Source organism: Streptomyces sp. SudanB5_2050 (genome assembly GCF_964272335.1).
Lineage (GTDB): Bacteria > Actinomycetota > Actinomycetes > Streptomycetales > Streptomycetaceae > Streptomyces > Streptomyces rochei.
This window is the reverse complement of the sequence record NZ_OZ186760.1, coordinates 5,749,223-5,767,245: the sequence shown is the minus strand read 5'-3', so window position 1 is coordinate 5,767,245 and position 18,023 is coordinate 5,749,223. Positions and strand designations below refer to the sequence as shown.

At 73.7% G+C, this 18,023-nt stretch carries 12 protein-coding genes; 2 read left to right on the top strand and 10 right to left on the bottom strand.

Annotated elements, in window-relative coordinates; all coding sequences use genetic code 11:
* Positions 1–205: 205 nt before the first annotated feature.
* The 4 genes from ACFZP7_RS25755 to ACFZP7_RS25740 all read right to left on the bottom strand — a co-directional run bounded on the left by ACFZP7_RS25755 (position 206) and on the right by ACFZP7_RS25740 (position 6,603).
* Positions 206–2,188 (bottom strand): ATP-dependent DNA helicase, encoded by a 1,983-nt coding sequence (locus tag ACFZP7_RS25755; protein ID WP_019325801.1) that lies wholly within the window; start codon positions 2,186–2,188, stop codon positions 206–208.
* Positions 2,189–2,327: 139 nt separating this feature from the next.
* Positions 2,328–3,098: a GNAT family N-acetyltransferase gene (locus ACFZP7_RS25750; RefSeq protein WP_385635967.1), complete on the bottom strand. Its 771-nt coding sequence runs from the start codon at positions 3,096–3,098 to the stop codon at positions 2,328–2,330.
* Between the two features lie 67 nt (positions 3,099–3,165).
* Positions 3,166–5,043 carry an IucA/IucC family protein gene (locus ACFZP7_RS25745; protein WP_385635964.1) on the bottom strand — a complete coding sequence of 626 codons (1,878 nt, stop codon included), beginning with the start codon at positions 5,041–5,043 and terminating at the stop codon, positions 3,166–3,168.
* Between the two features lie 306 nt (positions 5,044–5,349).
* Positions 5,350–6,603, bottom strand: coding sequence for an aminotransferase class III-fold pyridoxal phosphate-dependent enzyme (locus ACFZP7_RS25740; RefSeq protein WP_385635961.1), 1,254 nt, complete (start codon positions 6,601–6,603; stop codon positions 5,350–5,352).
* A 261-nt stretch (positions 6,604–6,864) separates the two neighbouring features.
* Here ACFZP7_RS25740 and ACFZP7_RS25735 point away from each other — a divergent pair, with 261 nt between their 5' ends.
* Complete coding sequence (locus ACFZP7_RS25735) at positions 6,865–8,091, top strand: serine protease (protein ID WP_029393370.1); 1,227 nt, start codon at positions 6,865–6,867, stop codon at positions 8,089–8,091.
* Between the two features lie 79 nt (positions 8,092–8,170).
* Positions 8,171–9,385 (top strand): serine protease, encoded by a 1,215-nt coding sequence (locus ACFZP7_RS25730; protein WP_127441334.1) that lies wholly within the window; start codon positions 8,171–8,173, stop codon positions 9,383–9,385.
* Between the two features lie 87 nt (positions 9,386–9,472).
* Here the strand turns inward: ACFZP7_RS25730 and hflX are convergent, their stop codons facing one another.
* The 6 genes from hflX to miaA all read right to left on the bottom strand — a co-directional run bounded on the left by hflX (position 9,473) and on the right by miaA (position 18,016).
* Positions 9,473–10,966, bottom strand: a complete 1,494-nt coding sequence (gene hflX / locus ACFZP7_RS25725) for a GTPase HflX (protein WP_031015406.1) — start codon at positions 10,964–10,966, stop codon at positions 9,473–9,475.
* Positions 10,967–11,166: 200 nt separating this feature from the next.
* Positions 11,167–12,672, bottom strand: a complete 1,506-nt coding sequence (locus ACFZP7_RS25720; protein WP_223780600.1) for a M1 family metallopeptidase — start codon at positions 12,670–12,672, stop codon at positions 11,167–11,169.
* A gap of 136 nt (positions 12,673–12,808) precedes the next feature.
* Entirely contained in the window at positions 12,809–14,980 is a 2,172-nt protein-coding gene (locus ACFZP7_RS25715; protein WP_031015402.1) for a bifunctional (p)ppGpp synthetase/guanosine-3',5'-bis(diphosphate) 3'-pyrophosphohydrolase, read from the bottom strand.
* 216 nt (positions 14,981–15,196) lie between these two features.
* Positions 15,197–16,066 (bottom strand): diaminopimelate epimerase, encoded by an 870-nt coding sequence (dapF, locus tag ACFZP7_RS25710; protein WP_385635956.1) that lies wholly within the window; start codon positions 16,064–16,066, stop codon positions 15,197–15,199.
* Between the two features lie 394 nt (positions 16,067–16,460).
* A complete protein-coding gene (locus ACFZP7_RS25705) occupies positions 16,461–16,970 on the bottom strand; it encodes a hypothetical protein (protein ID WP_019325791.1) in 510 nt (169 codons plus the stop codon).
* 107 nt (positions 16,971–17,077) lie between these two features.
* On the bottom strand, positions 17,078–18,016 hold the full coding sequence (gene miaA, locus ACFZP7_RS25700; protein ID WP_385635954.1) for a tRNA (adenosine(37)-N6)-dimethylallyltransferase MiaA: 939 nt from the start codon (positions 18,014–18,016) through the stop codon (positions 17,078–17,080).
* Positions 18,017–18,023: the final 7 nt, after the last annotated feature.

Below are 18,023 nucleotides of genomic sequence, written 5' to 3'. Positions count from 1 at the left end.
CCGCGGCGAGCGGGTACGCGGCGACAGCCGCCCCACCCGCCATCCCGACCGGGCCCCGGAACCCCTGCGCCGGTTCCGGGGCCCAGCTCTGTGCCGTGCCTCTGCGCCCCCGGAGGGGAGCGCAGAGGCCCCCCGGACAGGCCGCACGACGCAAGGTCCCCGGACAGGCCGCACGACGCACGGCCCGTCCGGTGCGGTTGTCTGCTCAGTCCTCCTGCGACTCCGCCTGCCGGGCCACCGCGTCGATCGCGGCAAGCGACTTGCGGACCTGGTTGCGGTCCGTGGTGAACCAGAAGTCGGGCAGTGACGCCTTCAGATAGCTTCCGTACCTGGCCGTGGCCAGGCGCTGGTCCAGCACGGCGACGACGCCCCGGTCACCCGACGCCCGCACCAGACGACCCGCGCCCTGGGCCATGAGCAGCGCGGCGTGCGTGGCGGCGACCGCCATGAAGCCGTTGCCGCCGGCCTCCTCCACCGCCTTCTGCCGGGCGCTCATCAAAGGGTCGTCCGGACGGGGGAACGGAATCTTGTCCATGACGACGAGCTGACAGCTCGGCCCCGGGACGTCGACGCCCTGCCACAGGGACAGTGTGCCGAAGAGACAGGTCCGCGGGTCGGCGGCGAAGTTCTTGATCAGCTCGCCGAGTGTCTCCTCGCCCTGGAGCAGGATCGGGAACTCCGGGATGCGCGAGCGCAGCTCCTCGGCGGCCAGCTGGGCCGCCCGCATCGAGGAGAACAGCCCCAGGGTGCGACCGCCCGCCGCCTGGATCAGCTCGGTCAGCTCGTCGAGCATGTCGCCGCGGTCACCGTCCCTGGCGGGGCGTGCCAGGTGTTTGGCGACGTAGAGGATGCCCTGCTTGCGGTAGTCGAAGGGCGAGCCGACGTCGACGCCCTTCCACTGGGGCACGTCCTCGCCCTCGGTGCCCTCGGGGGCGAGGCCCAGGGAGGCGCCCACGCCGTTGAAGTCGCCGCCCAGCTTCAGGGTGGCGGAGGTCAGGATCACCGAGCGGTCCGCGAAGAGCTTCTCCCGCAGCAGGCCCGCCACGGACATGGGGGCGACGCGCAGGGAGGCGCCGAAGCGGTCGTGTCGCTCGTACCAGACGACGTCCCACTCGGAGCCGTTGGTGATGCGCTCCGCCACGTCGTGCACGGACTCCACGGAGGCGAGCGCCTGCTTGCGGACGGCGTCCTCGTCCTGCACGGACCTGTCGCGGGTCGCGCCGATCGCCGAGATCACCGTGCGGCAGGCGTCCCGCAAGGCCATCAGCGCGTAGCCGAGGTCCTCCGGGATCTCCTCCAGTCGGCCCGGCAGCGCCAGCTCCATCAGCCGCTCGAAGCCCTCCGCCGCCGTCTGGAGCTGGTCGGCGGCCTTCTCGTTGACCAGCTTCGCGGCCCGTCGGACCGCCCGGTTGACCTGGCCGGGGGTCAGCTCCCCGGTGGCCACCCCGGTGACCCGGGAGACCAGCTCGTGCGCCTCGTCGACGATCAGCACCTCGTGCTGCGGCAGGACCGGGGCGCCCTCGATGGCGTCGATGGCGAGGAGGGCGTGGTTGGTGACGACCACCTCGGCGAGCTTGGCGCGCTCCCGGGCCATCTCGGCGAAGCACTCCGCTCCGTACGCGCACTTCGAGGCGCCCAGGCACTCCCGGGAGGAGACCGACACCTGGGACCAGGCCCGGTCGGAGACGCCGGGCGTCAGGTCGTCGCGGTCGCCGGTCTCGGTCTCGTCCGCCCAGTCGCGCATCCGCAGCAGGTCCTGGCCCAGCCTGCTGGTGGGGGCCGCGGCCTCGAACTGGTCGAAGAGACCCTCCTCCTCGTCCTGCGGCACCCCCTCGTGAAGCCGGTGCAGGCACAGGTAGTTCGACCGGCCCTTGAGCATGGCGAACTCGGGGCGGCGGCGCAGCTGGGGGTGGAGCGCGTCGACCGTGCGGGGCAGGTCGCGCTCGACCAGCTGGCGCTGGAGGGCCAGGGTCGCGGTGGCCACGACGACTCGCTCTCCGTGTGCCAGCGCGGGCACCAGGTACCCCAGCGACTTTCCGGTGCCGGTGCCGGCCTGGACCAGGAGATGGGAACCGCCGTCGATGGCTTCCTCGACGGCTTGGGCCATGGCCACCTGGCCGGGACGCTCCGTGCCGCCGACGGCTGTGACGGCGGCGTGCAGGAGTTCGGGGAGTGAGGGCTTCGTCATAGCGCGACCACCCTACGGCCCGGCACTGACAAACGGGCGGGGCAGGCGGGGGCGAGTGACGGACGGAGCTGTGGAGACGGCGATGGCACGGGTGGGTGACTCCCTGGGCGGGTCGGAGTGTGGGCGGCCGGGCACGACGTCAAGGCGACCCGGACCCACCGGCCCCGGACCCACCGGACCCGGGTCCGCCGGCCCCGGACCCGGAGCATCTGGACCCGGAGCGCCCGGACCGGTCGCGGATCATGAAGGCCGCCCGCTTGGCGGGCAGGTCGACCTCGGCGACCGTCCGGAACCCCGCGCCGAGGAACGCGGCGACGGAGGGCCGGTTGCGGACGTCGGGTTCGGCGACCACCCGCGTGCAGGCGGGCCGCCGGGCGAGGACGAGATCGGCGACGGCCCGGATCAGGACCGTCCCGATGCCCCGGCCGCGGTCGGCCGCGTCGCCGATCAGCAGGTGGAGGCCGGTGTCGTGCGGTCGTACGGGACAGTACCGGGCCAGCGCGTCGAGGTCGGCCCGGTACAGCTCCCAGTAGCTCATCGGCACCCCCTCCAGCAGGCCGACGCACGGGACGCTGCGCCCGTCACCGGCCAGCTGGGCCCATAGGTGGTCCTCGGTCACGCTCCGCGGTCCGCTCAGCTCCCAGAACTCGGCGACGGCGGGGTCGTTCATCCAGCGGACGACCAGCGGCAGGTCCCGCTCGGCGTCGACGGGGACCAGGTGGAACTCGCCCGCCGCGGTGGTCACCGGGCCCCAGTCGGCGACCTGGTCGAGCAGGTCGGCGTCGTTCCGCCGCGTGCGCGTCCGGCCGGGCCCCTCCCCCTGCGGACCGTCCTTTCCGAACCGGGCGACGAACTCCGCGGGCAGGTGCAGGTCGAGGGTGTCGTCGGCGCTCGCGTCGGTGGAAGTCACGGTGTCGCTCCTTCGGGGTCGTCGGCGGGAGGGGGGAAGGAACTGGATCGGCGGGGAAGCGGCCCGCTCAGCAGCGCAGGGGATTGGTGATCGTGACGTAGACGGACTGGGTGTCCACGGGCCCGACGAGTTCGTCCAGACCGTGCAGCCGGGTCAGCAGGTTGGCCTTGCAGCGGAGCACCGGCGAGTCGAGGAGCAGCGCGGGCAGGGGGCCGTGCCGCAGGGCGGGGTCCGCGGCGGCGTCGGCGAGGAACCGGCGGAAGGCGGCGAGCAGCAGCCGCTCGTCGGCGAGCTGCTGGGAGCCGAGGGCGCCGATGACGCCGAACACGTTGTTGATCGCGAGGTAGTAGGCGAAGCGCTCGTCGGTGACCCGGTCGGCGACGAACGTGTCGCTGCGGGCGCCGATGCCGGGCAGCCGGGCGTCCAGTTCCGCGCGCCGTGACTCGCGGAAGTAGTAGCCCTGGTTGTCCCGGTAGCGCGCGCCGGCCGGCCAGCCGTCGGCGTCCAGCAGGAGCAGCGTGTTCTGCTGGTGCGCCTCCAGGGCGATCCCGGCGTGGGCGTCCAGCCACAGCACGGGCCGTACGACGTGCCGGAGGTAGCGCAGGAACCACTCCGCGGCCACCGCAGCGCGGGGGCGCCCGGTCCGCCCGGCGAGCCGGGTGACGATCCCCGCCAGCCGGGAGCGGGGAACCCGCGCGGCGGGCCGGTCGGTGTCCGGCGCGACGAGTCCGGCCACGCAGGTGACGTCGTCCGAGGGCCGGAAGGGGTTGTGCCGGACGACGACGTCGAGCCCCGGAACGGGCCCGCCGTCCGGTGCGTCGACGGCGAGCCAGGCGGGGTCGCGGACGATGTCGAAGTCCGGGTGGGCGGACCGCCACCGGCGGGACAGTCCCCGGCGCAGCAGGCGGTGCACCTCGACGCCGCGATGCAGTTCCTTACGCAGGTTCTCCCGGCGTGAGTTGGTGATGTGCAGGGCCAGGGAGAGCTTCAGCATGGCGGGGGCGCCGGTGCGGTGGACGGTCCGCAGGGAGGAGGTGGGGTGCCAGCGGGCGCCCCGGACACCGAGGTCCCTGATCAGTCCGGCGTCCAGCAGGGCCGCGATCGCCGGCCGGTCCAGTACGGCACGGAACTGCCAGGGGTGCAGGGGCAGGACCGCGTATCCGTCCGGTGGCGCCGGCCCGTCCCCGGCGAGGCGTGCGGTGAGCCGGGGCGCGGTGACCGGCCGGCCGCGCTCGGTCCAGGCCGAGTCGGTCGCGAGGACGGAGGGGGCGACGGCCAGCCAGTGCAGGGGGAAGGAGCCGCGCAGTTCGGGTGAGTACCGCAGCGCCTCCGCGTCGGTGAGGCCCTCCCGACTCTTGGGCGTGGGGTGCAGCGGGTGCCCGAGGACGAGGGCCTGCTCGGCGGTGAGGAAGAGGTCGGTACCGGTGGCACCGGCCTCGCGGGCGGGGGCCGGGGCGCCGTGAGCGCGCACCGGGCGCGCCGGCCGGTCGCGGAGGATCGCGGCGGTGCGCCGGACCGAGTCGGCGACGCGGGCCACGAGGTCGGCCCCGTGGTCCCCTCTGCCGCCGGCCGTCTCCCGTACGAGCAGCGCGGCGACGGTGACGGCGTCGACGGGCGGCGCCGACAACGGCGCGCCGGCCAGGCGCGGCGTGCCGAAGCGGTGCAGGCCCGTCGGCGACCAGTAGCGGACGGGCACGGTCAGGGCGGTGCCGCTGGCCGGCAGGGGTACCGCGAGGACGCCGTCGGCCGGGGCGGGCGCGTCGGTCTCACGGGCCCAGCAGCGCAGCAGGTTCTCCACGGCCGCGGCCTGCGCATCGGCGTACGGATCGGGGTGCGGGACGAACTCGCCGGGCGCGTCGGAGGGTGTGGCGGGAGCGGGTACGGCGACGGGGTCCGGCCCGGCGTGCGCGGTGGCCGCGGGGTCCGGTGAGGGGGTGGTGTGCAACGCGGTTCCTAGGGACGTGCCGATGCCTGGGCTGCGGGCCCGGCTTGTGGGGGGGTGGACCGGCGGGGCCGGGTCGCGGGGTGGGAGGGAGCGGGCCGGTGGAGCCGGGGCCGCGGTGAGGTGCGCGGGAGCGCGGACCGGACGCCTGAGCGGGGCGCGCGGGCCGGGCACCTGGCCAGGCGCGCGGACCGGGCTCCTGGGCCAGGCGCACGGGCCGGACGGCTGGGCCAAGCGCACAGGCCGGACGCGCGGACCGGGCACCTGGGAGTCAGGCGCACGGGCCGGGCCCCCGCGCGGCCGGGACCGTCAGACGCCCACGCCGGACGCGGCCCGCACCGCACCCGGCGGTCCATGGCCGTCCGGACTCCGCTCCACCGCCTGCAGCGCCTCGGCGAGGCGTTCCAGCACCGCCGACATCTGCTCCTCGGTGACCGTCAGCGGCGGCAGCAGGCGTACGACGTTCCCGGACGGGCCCACCCGGTCCACGATCAGACCGCGGCGCAGGCACTCCCGTTGGACGGCGACGGCGGTGGCGGAACGGACGCCCCGCCGGCGGGAGTCGGCCCGGCCGTCCGGCGCGGTCAGCTCGACGCCGATCATCAGTCCGCGCCCCCGGACGTCGACGACGCAGGAGAACTCCTCGGCCAGGCTTCGCAGTCGGGCCAGTGTCCGGCCTCCCAGGGCCGCGGCGTGGTCGGCGAGACGGTGTTCGCGTACGTGGGCGAGGGTGGCCGCGCCCGCGGCCAGGGCCAGTTGATTGCCGCGGAACGCGTGCGCTCCCCCCGGTTCCAGGTCGTCGCGGTAGACCACGGCGGCCAGGGGCAGGCCGCCGCCGATCGCCCCGGAGAGGACCATGACGTCGGGGGTGATCCCGCTGTGCTCGACCGCCCAGAAGGCACCGGTCCGACCGACACCCGTCTCGGTCTCGTCCACGATCAGGGGGACGGACCGCTCGGCGGTGGCGCGGCGCATCTCCCGCATCCGGGCGTCGGGCGCCGGAAGCACCCCGGCCTCGCCCCGGACCGGTTCGAGGACGGTCCCGGCGGGCCGTGCCGCTCCCGGCGCCCGGTCCTCGGTCGAGGGCCCGGACCCGTGGCCGGTGTCCGTGGAGGTGAGCACCCCGGTCCGGCCGGTGACGGCACCGGCCGGCGCGGCGGCGATGGCGAGGGCGGTGGCGACCGGGTCCTTCCCGGCCGGTTCGCAGAAGCGGACCCGGGCACGGCCGGCGAGGCCGGGCGGCAGCGTCCGCGTCAGTTCGGCGACGAAGGCGTCCTCGACGGGGGTGGTGAGGTCCATGACCTGGAGGGGGGCTCCCGCGTCCAGGACCTCACGGATCGCCCGCAGGACGACCGGGTGGTTGTGCCCCAGGGCCAGCGCGCCCGCACCGCAGACGCAGTCGAGGTAACGGCGGCCGTCCGCACCCTCGATGGTCAGTCCCCGGGCGCGGACCGGGACGACCGGCAGGACGCGCGCGCGTGCGTCGGCCGCGGCGTCGCGCACCGCCCCGCGCGCCGGGGCTCCCTCGCGCACGGTCCCCCTGCGCACTGCGCTCTTCGTCACGGCACCGACCTCCCGCTGTCCGGACGCGTCCGACCCGCGGGCGCCCTCGGCACGGTGGGCCGCAACCGGGCAGCGGGCCCCCACCGCTACAACCCGCGACGGCCCGCCCGGTTACGGGTTGCCCGATTCCTCTCCGCAACGGGCGTGCCTGGTCAGGCCGCTTGTATCCGAACCGTTGCCGTACCGTCGGAACTCCCCCACAGCGACCGCATAGTGTGTGGTGCCGTTCCAGTGCAGTTCACACCAGGGGGAGTCATCACCATGCGATCCATACGGCCGTCGTTCACCACGCGCGGGCACCGGCGCGGGCGGCGCAGGACCTCCCCCGTGCCGGTCACCGTGGCCCTCGTCTCCGCGCTCGCGCTCACCGCGACCGCCTGCGAGTCCGGCGACCCCGAGGCGGGCGGCGACGCGTCGGCCTCCGCGTCCGCGGACGCCGGCAACGGCGAGATCCGGATCCCGGACCACATCAAGGACAAGCTCAAGGAACACGGGATCGACGTCGACAAGTGGCGGAACGGCGCCTGGAAGGACTGGAACAAGGACGACTGGCTGCGCGAGGCCCAGGACTTCGTCAACCCGATCATCGAGGACCTGTGGGACCCGGACCGCATGCGGGAGGCCGAGGAACCGGACCAGGAGGTCGACGAGAGCGACATCTCGGGTGACCAGGGCGTCACCGACCCGGAGCCGGCGCCCGTGGACGCGCAGGCCGTGCCGCCCAAGTACCACGACAGCGCCGCGACGGCCGGCAAGCTGCTCTTCGACTCCCCCAAGGGTTCGATGGTCTGCTCGGCGACCGTCGTGAAGGACCCGGCCAACCCCGGCAAGTCCAACCTGGTCTGGACGGCGGGTCACTGCGTGCACGCCGGCAAGAACGGCGGCTGGTACCGCAACATCGCCTTCGTGCCGTCGTACAACGACGCGGGCATGTCGCTCGAGGAGCTGGCGAACGCCTCCAAGGAGGAGATGGCTCCCTACGGTGTCTGGTGGGGCGACTGGGCGCAGACCTCGGACCAGTGGATCGAGCAGGGCGGGTCGACCGGAGGTGACGGCGCCGCTTACGACTTCGCCGTGATCCATGTGACGCCGGAGAAGGGCAGCGGGGGCAAGTCCCTGGAGGAGACGGTCGGCGCGGCGCTCCCGGTCGACTTCAAGGCGCCCGCCGTACCGGAGATCGAGAGCATGAAGGCGATCGGCTATCCCGCCGCGCCGCCGTACGACGGTCAGAAGCTGTACCAGTGCCAGGACAAGCCCGGACGGCTGTCGATCAACGCCTCCGACCCGACGATGTACCGCATCGGCTGCACCATGACCGGTGGTTCGTCCGGCGGCGGCTGGATCGCGAACGGCTCCGACGGTGAGCCCGCGCTGGTGTCCAACACCTCGATCGGCCCGGTGACGGCCGGCTGGCTGGCCGGTCCGCGGCTGGGCGAGGAGGCCAAGGGCGTGTTCGACGCGGTGAGCGGCAAGTTCGCCGGCCGGTGAGCGCGCGCTGAGCCCAGCGCACGACGACATCTGTACGTTCCGTTCCACTTTCACACGTTCCAACGGGGGTCGATCCACCATGCGTTCCGCACCCATGCCCGCCGCACCACGTCGGCGGCGCACCGTCCTCGCCGCCGCCGGCCTGGTCGCCGCCCTGGCGCTGACCGCCACCGCGTGCGGCGGTTCGGAGAAGGACGAGGCCGACGCGAAGCCCGACGGCGGCGCTTCCCGGGCGGCCGACGCCGGTGACACCGGTGACGGCGGGGTCCAGGTCCCGGCCGACCTCGCGGACCGGCTCCAGGAGCACGGCATCGATGTCGACCGGTGGAAGGACGGCGGCTGGAAGGACTGGGACAAGGACAAGTGGCTCAGTGAGGCCAAGGACTTCGTCAATCCGGTGATCGAGGGTCTGTGGAAGCCGGACCGGATGCGGTCCGCGAAGGAGGCCGACAAGACGGTCACCACCAAGGACACCGCCGCCGACCAGGGCGTCAGCGATCCCGAGCCCGAGCCGGTCGAGGCCGTGGCCGAGAAGACGCCGTACCACGACAACGCGGCGCCGGTCGGCAAGGTCTTCTTCGACTCCCCCGAGGGGTCGATGGTCTGCTCCGGCACGGTGATCAAGGACGCGAACCACCCGGGCAAGTCCAACCTGGTGTGGACGGCGGGCCACTGCGTGCACGCGGGCGGCAGCGGCGGCTGGTACCGGAACATCGCGTTCGTGCCGTCGTACAACGACCTCGGCAAGTCCGAGACGGAGCTGGCCGGGGCGACGACCACCGAGATGGCGCCGTACGGCACGTGGTGGGCCGACTGGGCGTCCACCTCGAACCAGTGGATCCAGGGCGGTTCGGAGGAGGGCGGTGACGGCGCCGCGCACGACTACTCCGTGCTGCACGTGAAGCCGGAGCAGGGCGACAAGTCGCTGGAGGAGACGGTCGGCGCCGCGCTGGAGGTGGACTTCTCCGCGCCCTCCGCCACCGAGGTCTCCAGCATGGGCGCCTGGGGTTACCCGGCGGCCCCGCCGTACAACGGGCTGAAGATGTTCAAGTGCGTCGACCGGCCCGGCCGGCTGTCGCTGAGCCCGTCGCTGCCGACCATGTACCGCATCGGCTGCACCATGACCGGCGGTTCGTCGGGCGGCGGCTGGTTCCGGGTGGTGGACGGCGAGACCAAGCTGGTGTCGAACACCTCGATCGGCCCGCTCGACAACACCTGGCTGGCGGGACCGCAGCTGGGTCGGGAGGCCGAGGCGATGTACCAGAACATGAGCCGGACCTACGGCGGTCAGTGACCCCGCGTGTGCCATGACGGAGGGCCCGCCCCCAGCCAGGGGGCGGGCCCTTCGTCGTACGGCTGTGCCGGGCTCTCGGGCTCAGGCTCAGGCGAGCGGTGCCGGGGCGAACGGTGTGAGCTCCGCCGCCAGCTCCTCGTGCACCCGCACCTTGATGAGGGTGCCCTCCGGGGTGTGCTCCTCGGAGATCACCTCGCCCTCGTCGTGGGCACGGGCGACCAGCTTGCCGTGGGTGTACGGCACCAGCGCCTCGATCTCGACCGCCGGGCGGGGCAGCTCGCTGTCGATCAGGGCGAGCAGCTCGTCCATGCCCTGGCCGGTGCGGGCCGAGACCGCGATGGACCGCTTCTCGACGCGCAGCAGCCGCTGGAGGACCAGCGGGTCCGCCATGTCGGCCTTGTTGACCACGACGATCTCGGGCACGTCGGTGGCGCCGACGTCCCTGATCACCTCGCGCACGGCGGCCAGCTGCTCCTCCGGGGCCGGGTGCGAACCGTCCACCACGTGCAGGATCAGGTCGGAGTCGCCGACCTCCTCCATCGTGGAGCGGAACGCCTCGACCAGGTGGTGCGGCAGGTGCCGGACGAAGCCGACGGTGTCCGCCAGCGTGTACAGGCGGCCGCTCGGCGTCTCGGCCCGGCGCACGGTCGGGTCGAGGGTGGCGAACAGCGCGTTCTCCACCAGCACGCCCGCGCCGGTGAGGCGGTTGAGCAGCGAGGACTTGCCGGCGTTGGTGTAGCCCGCGATGGCCACGGACGGCACCTTGTGGCGTCGGCGCTCCTGGCGCTTGAGGTCGCGGCCGGTCTTCATCTCCGCGATCTCCCGGCGCATCTTCGCCATCTTCTCGCGGATCCGGCGCCGGTCCGTCTCGATCTTGGTCTCACCGGGGCCACGGGTGGCGAGGCCGCCGCCCTTGCCGCCGCCCATCTGCCGGGACAGCGACTGACCCCAGCCGCGGAGCCTCGGCAGCATGTACTGCATCTGCGCGAGCGCGACCTGCGCCTTGCCCTCTCGGGACTTGGCGTGCTGGGCGAAGATGTCCAGGATCAGGGCCGTGCGGTCGATGACCTTGACCTTGACGACGTCCTCGAGGTGGATCAGCTGGCCCGGGCTCAGCTCACCGTCGCAGATGACGGTGTCCGCGCCCGTTTCGACGACGACGTCCCGCAGCTCCTGGGCCTTGCCGGAGCCGATGTAGGTGGCCGCGTCGGGCTTGTCACGGCGCTGGACGACGCCGTCGAGCACCAGCGCTCCCGCGGTCTCGGCGAGGGCGGCCAGCTCGGCCAGCGAATTCTCCGCGTCCTGGACGGTGCCCGAGGTCCAGACGCCGACGAGGACGACCCGCTCCAGACGGAGCTGGCGGTACTCGACCTCGGTGACGTCCTCGAGCTCGGTGGACAGGCCCGCCACCCGGCGGAGAGCCGCGCGGTCGGAGCGGTCGAACTGCTCGCCGTCCCACTCCGAGTCGATCTCGTGGCTCCAGGCGACGTCCTCTTCCATCAGGGCATCGGCCCGGAGGCCCTCGGGGTAGGTCCGCTCGAGACGCTTGGTGGCCTGGGAAGGGGATGAAGAGGAGGTCATTGGATCCTTACGTAGCTGGGAAACGAATCGACGAGTCGCGCGGTGGTGCTGCTGCGACACTCTTCACAACGCACGAGCCGCCGGGGAGATTCCCGCGGTCCGTACCGCGCCGTCCGGAAGATGGTCGCACGGCACGGGTCGTCTCGTCACCGGCTTATCGGGCGGCCCGTCACCGGACGGCCGCCCGGCCCGTGCCCGGCTCATGCCCCGCCCGCCCGTGCGGGGGCCGGCGTCGGCTTCCAGTCGGGGTGTCCGGGCATCGGCGGTGTCTTCTCGCCGTAGAGCCAGCCCTGGAAGAAGTCGCCCAGGTCGCGGCCGGCGGTCTCGGAGGCGAGCCGGACGAAGTCGGCGGTCGTCGCCGTGCCGTCCCGGTGACGGGTGACCCAGGCGCGTTCCAGGCGCTCGAAGGCGGGGCGGCCGATCTCCTGGCGCAGGGCGTAGAGCACGAGGGCCGCACCGTCGTAGACGTTGGCGCGGAAGATGCCGGTCTTGCTGCCGGAAGTGGGCGGCTTCGGGGCGGCCGGCGGTCCGCCCTTGGCGCGCCAGCCGTCGGAGGCGCCGTAGGCGGCCTTCATCCGCGCCTCCAGGGGTTTGTCGGCGGTCTCCTGCGCGTACAGGGCCTCGTACCAGGTGGCGTGTCCCTCGTTGAGCCACAGGTCGGACCAGGTGGCCGGGCCGACGCTGTTGCCGAACCACTGGTGGGCCAGCTCGTGCACCATGATCGACTCGACGTACCACTTCGGGTAGCCGGGCTCGGTGAACAGCTCGCGTTCGAAGAGGGAGAGCGTCTGGGTCTCCAGCTCGAAGCCGGTGGTGGCGTCCGCCATGAGCAGCCCGTACGTCTCGAAGGGGTAGCGGCCGACCTTCTCCTCCATCCAGGCGATCTGGCCGGGGGTCTTCGCCAGCCACGGTTCGAGCGCCGCTCGGTGCTCGGTCGGCACCACGTCGCGGACGGGCAGCCCGTGCGGGCCGGTGCGGTGCAGCACCGTGGAGCGGCCGATGGACACCTGCGCCAGCTCGGTGGCCATGGGGTGCGCGGTCCGGTAGGTCCAGGTGGTCGTGCCGCCGGTGCGGTCCACGCCCGCCGGCAGGCCGTTCGCCACGGCGGTGAGCCCGTCCGGGGCGGTGACGCGGAAGGTGAAGCTCGCCTTGTCGGAGGGGTGGTCGTTGCAGGGGAAGACCAGGTGGGCCACGTCGGCCTGGTTGGCCATGGCGAGCCCGTCGGCGGTGCGCACCCAGCCGCCCTCGCGGTCCTCCGGGTACACCGGGTCGCTGGTGTGCCGCACGGTGATCCGCGTCCACTCCCCCTCGTCGAGCGCGTCCTCGGGGGTGATGACGAGGTCCTCGCCGGCGGTGGCGAAGCCGGCGGGCTCGCCGTCGACCTCCACGGAGTCGACCTTCCCGTGGGCGAAGTCCAGGTTGACCCGGTCCAGGTCGGCCGTGGTCCGGGCGTCGATGGTGGTGACGGCCCGCAGCGGCTCGGTGTTGCTGCCGGAGTAGGTGAAGGAGAGGTCGTACGCCGCCACGTCGTACCCGGGGTTGCCCAGGTGCGGGAAGAGGCGGTCGCCGACGCCGAGGGGGGTCGGCGGGGCGCTCGCGGCGACCAGGCAGACGGAGACGGCCGAGGCGAGCAGTGCGGCGGCCCTGAGCCGGCGGCGGCCTCGCGCGCGGGAACGGGGAGCCGGGGGGTGCGGGGTGTGCGGCATGCCCCACGGCTATCAGCGCGGGTGTGGGCCGCGGGGCCGACGCGCGACCGTGACACCCGAACGGGTGCCTCCCCCTCGGGCACGTACGCCTCGGGGGGTGGGCGCCACCGGAGACGGCGCGCGCCTGGCGCCCGGCTCAGACGCCCGTGGTCTGCGGCTGTGCCCTGCTCACGTCGTACACGCCCGGCACGTCGCGCATCGCCCGCATGAGGCCGGGCAGTAGCGCCGCGTCGGGCAGCAGGACCGTGTACGTGTGGCGGACCCGCTGCCGGTCGGGCGGCTCGACGGTCGCGGAGACGATCTCGGCGCCTTCGACGGCCATGGCCTCGGTGAGGTCGGCCAGCAGATGCGGGCGGCCGAACGATTCGGCGAGCAGGGTGACCCGGCACTGGGCGCTCTCGCCCCAGCGCACGCCGACCTCCGGGCGCCCGGCGCTCCGCATGCGGTCCACGGCGGCGCACTCCGCGCGGTGGACGGTCACCACTCCTCCGCGCACGGCGAAGCCGGTGATCTCGTCGGGCGGTACGGGGGTGCAGCAGCCGGCCAGCCGTACGGTCGCCCCCGGCCGGTCGGCGAGGACGTCGGCGGAGGCGGGGCGGGGTGCCGGTCCGTCGGTCGCCGGGCGGGCGGAGGGGGCGTCGGGGGCCGCCGAGCGCCGGGACGCCTCCTCGGCCTCGACGGGCGCCTGCGCGGGGCGGGCCGCGAGCCGACGCTGGATGGCGATCCGCGCGGCCGGCGTACGGGCGTGCTCCAGCCACTCCCGGGAAGGTTCGGAAGCGGGGTCCTGTCCCATCAGGAGCTGCACGGTGTCGCCGTCCCGCAGCACCGTGCTCATGGTCGCCAGGCGCCCGTTGACCCGCGCGCCCATGGCCGCGTGGGCGTCCTCGCCGTACTGGGCGTAGGCGGCGTCCACGCAGGTCGCCCCGTCGGGCAGGCCGAGGGTGCCGCCGTCGGGACGGAAGACGGTGATCTCGCGGTCCTGGGCGAGGTCCTCGCGGAGGGTGGACCAGAAGGTGTCGGGGTCGGGGGCGCCCCGCTGCCAGTCGAGCAGCCGGGAGAGCCAGCCGGGCCGGGTCGGGTCGACGCGCTCGCCGTCGCCGGTGCCCTGGTCCTCCGTGGGCTGGGCGTAGGGATTGCCGAGCGCGACGACTCCGGCCTCGGCGACCTTGTGCATCTGGTGGGTGCGGACGAGGACTTCGACGACCTGGCCGTCCTGCGGGCGGGCGACGGCGGTGTGCAGCGACTGGTAGAGGTTGAACTTGGGTACGGCGATGAAGTCCTTGAACTCCGAGACGACCGGCGTCATGCAGGTGTGCAGTTCGCCCAGGACGGCGTAGCAGTCGGCGTCCTCCTGGACGAGTACCAGGAGGCGGCCGAAGTCGGCGCCGCGCAGGGGGTCGCGTTTGCGGGAGACGCGGTGCAGGGAGACGAAGTGGCGGGGCCGGATGAGGACTTCGGCGTTGATGTCGGCCTCGCGCAGCACCTTGCGCACGTCCTCGGCGACCTCGGCCAGCGGGTCCTCGGCGCGGGCGGCGTTCTCGGCGACCAGCCGCTGGGTGTGCGCGTACTCCTCGGGGTGCAGCACCGCGAAGACCAGGTCCTCCAGCTCGGACTTGAGCGCCTGGACGCCGAGCCGTTCGGCGAGCGGGATGAGGACGTCCCGGGTGACCTTGGCGATGCGCTCCTGTTTCTCGCGGCGCATGACGCCGAGGGTGCGCATGTTGTGCAGCCGGTCGGCGAGTTTGATCGACATCACGCGGACGTCGTTGCCGGTGGCGAGGAGCATCTTGCGGAAGGTCTCGGGCTCGGCGGCGGCGCCGTAGTCGACCTTCTCCAGCTTGGTGACACCGTCGACGAGGTAGCGGACCTCGGCGCCGAACTGCTCGCCGACCTGGTCGAGGGTGACGTCGGTGTCCTCGACGGTGTCGTGGAGGAGGGACGCGGTCAGCGTGGTGGTCTCCGCGCCCAGCTCGGCGAGGATCAGGGTGACGGCGAGGGGGTGGGTGATGTACGGCTCGCCGCTCTTGCGCATCTGGCCGCGGTGCGAGGACTCGGCCAGGACGTAGGCCCGGCGCAGCGGGTCGAGGTCGGCGTCGGGGTGGTGGGCGCGGTGGGCCTCGACGACGTGGCCGATGGCGTCGGGCAGCTGGCGGCCGCGGGCGGTGGAGCCGAGCAGTGCGGCGCGGCCCAGGCGGCGCAGGTCGATCCGGGGGCGGGCCTTCCTGCGGGGCGCGGACGGCGCGCCGGCGCCGGTGGTCGCGGGCGGCACCGGGCCTGGGCTCGCTGGATTCACGGCCTCCGCGTTCATGGGCACCTCCGGCTGCGTGGACCGGCGGACGGGGCATCCCGGGGCGGACACGGCTCAGGGGATGGTGCGGTTCCCCCGTCCGGGCCGGTGCTTGATGCTATCGAGCCCATCACGTACGGCCGACCGCCTCTCGCCGAGCGTGAAACGGATCACCCATTCGAGCGATGGACCGAGGGTTTACGTTTTCGCACTGAGTGTCTTGGTCCGGGCTGTGGTTCAGCTGAGTACCCCTTCCAGCCATTCCGCGTCGAACTCACCCTCGGCGACGATCACCGCGGGACCGGTCATCTCGATCTCGCCGTCGGGGTGCTCGGTGATCACCAGGGTGCCGCCGGGCACGTCGACGGTGTACGTCACCGGGGTGCCCGTGACGGCCGGGTCGACTCCGTCCCGGCGGGCGGTGGCGACGGCCACGGCGCAGGCGCCGGTGCCGCAGGAACGGGTCTCCCCGGAGCCGCGCTCGTGCACGCGCATCGCGACGTGCCGGGGGCCCCGGTCGACGACGAACTCGACGTTCACCCCGTCCGGGTAGGCGGTCGCCGGCCGGAACGGCGGCGCGGTGTACAGGTCGCCGGCGTGGTCGAGGTCGGCGACGAAGGCCACCGCGTGGGGGTTGCCCATGTTCACGTTCCGCGCGGGCCAGCTGCGCTCGCCGACGCTCACCTCGACGTCGCCCTCGGGGAGCAGCGCGCGGCCCATGCCGACGGTGACGTCGCCGTTCTTGGCGAGGTGGACGGTCTTCACGCCGCCGCGCGTGGCGACGGCGAGGTCGCCCTCGACGGCGTGTCCGGCGCGCTGGAGGTAGCGGGCGAAGACGCGTACGCCGTTGCCGCACATCTCGGCGACCGAGCCGTCGCCGTTGCGGTAGTCCATGAACCACTCCGCCTCGGCCGCCATGTGCGCGGCCTCGGGGTGGGCCGCGGACCGCACGACGTGCAGCAGACCGTCGCCGCCGATGCCCGCGCGCCGGTCGCACAGGGCTGCGGCAGCGGCGGGCGGCAGGTCGAGGACGTTCTCCGGGTCCGGGACGATCACGAAGTCGTTCTCGGTGCCGTGGCCCTTGAGGAAGGCGATCCGCGTGCTCATTCCTCGATCGTACGGGGTGGGTGCGGCGGAGCGTCGTGGGGCGGCCGCGTGCGAGCTGGCCGGCCCCGCGTCGGCGGGCTCCGGTGAGCGGCGCCGGACGCGTGCCGGTGGCTGCGGGGACCGTGCCGGTCGTAGCGGGATCGGTGCCGGTCGTACCGGGATGGAGGCCGGTTGTACCGGGATCGGTGCCGGTGGCTCGGGCTTGCGGCGTGGGTCCGCGCCGGTCGTCGCGTGGGCCGGGGGCGGTGGGCCCGTGCGTCTCGGAGTCGGCGGGGGCGGTGGGGCCGACGGGCGCGCGCGGGGTGGCGCCGAGGGGTCGGTGCGCGGTGGTCCCGGTGAGTCCCGTACCCGGGCGCCGGGGCCCGTGACGGACCCGTCCGTCGGGGGCTTCGCGTCAGCCGCGCAGGCGGGCCACGCGCCACACGGCCAGGACGACGACGGCGGCGACCGCCAGGGCGTACACGAGGATCATCCGCCAGTCGGCACGGCGCCCGGAGCCGCGCTGGGGCAGCCCCGGCAGGGTGTAGCCGACCCGGCGGGCGGCCATCATGCCCCAGCCGGCCGCGCAGGAGCAGATCAGCAGTCCCAGCATCGCGATGACGGCGCCGCTGTCGCCGAAGTCGAAGGCGAGCGGGAAGGCGAACATCAGGGAGCCCACCGCGGCCAGGCCCACGATGGGCGCGAGCTGCCAGATGCGCAGCCGTCGCTGCGGGCGCAGCTCGACCTCGACCTCGTCGCCGTACATCTCGGCGGGCTCGGGGCCGTCCGCGCTGACGCCCTCCACGCCGTCCGGCCCCTCGTCGGGGCCGTCGGAGGTCAGGGCGGCTCCGTCCGGGTCCGGGCCGCCGCGGTCGGCGGCACCGTGCTCGGTGCTCGGTGCGGTGTCGCGAGGGCCGGCCTCCATCGCCACGCGCCCTCCCAACTAGGACTCACTCGGTCGATCGAAGCTCGATGATGGCACGCCGTCGAAGGCCCGGATGACGGCCGGGGCTTCCCGATGCCATCACGTGATCAGGCTGTAACCGGTCGTTCGACCAACGACAGCGCGAGCCGCGGAAGTTCCGTGCGATCCGCCACAGCCCCACTCAACCAGTGCACCCGCGGGTCGCGCCTGAACCATGAATCCTGACGGCGCGCGAAGCGTTTGGTGGCACGGACGGTCTCGGTGCGGGCCTCGTCCATCGTGCACTCGCCGGCGAGCGCCGCGAGGACCTGCTGGTAGCCGAGGGCGCGCGACGCCGTACGCCCCCCGCGCAGCCCCCGCGCCTCCAGTGAGCGCACCTCGTCCACCAGACCTTCCTCCCACATCCGGTCCACGCGGCGGGCGATGCGCTCGTCCAGCTCGGGGCGGCCCACGTCCACGCCGATCTGCACCGTGTCGTAGACGGAGTCGTGGCCGGGGAGGTTGGCGGTGAAGGGCCGGCCGGTGATCTCGATCACCTCGAGGGCGCGCACGATGCGGCGCCCGTTGCTGGGCAGGATGGCGCGGCCCGCATCCGGGTCGGCCGCGGCGAGCCGGGCGTGCAGGGCCCCGGAACCGTGCCGGGACAGCTCGTCCTCCAGCCGGGCCCTGACCTCGGGGTCGGTGCCGGGGAACTCCAGGTTGTCGACGGCACCGCGCACATAGAGGCCGGAGCCGCCGACGAGGATCGGCCAGCGCCCCTCGGCGAGCAGCGCGTCGATCCGCTCCCGGGCCAGCCGCTGGTACTCGGCGACGGACGCCGTGACGGTCACGTCCCAGACGTCGAGGAGGTGGTGCGGGACTCCGCCGCGCTCCTCGGGCGTCAGTTTCGCGGTGCCGATGTCCATCCCTCGGTAGAGCTGCATGGAGTCGGCGTTGACGACCTCGCCGCCGAGCCGCTGGGCCAGGAAGACGCCCAGATCGGACTTTCCGGCCGCGGTGGGTCCGACTACGGCGATGACGCGGGGGGCGGGGGGTGCGCTGCTCACGGCACCA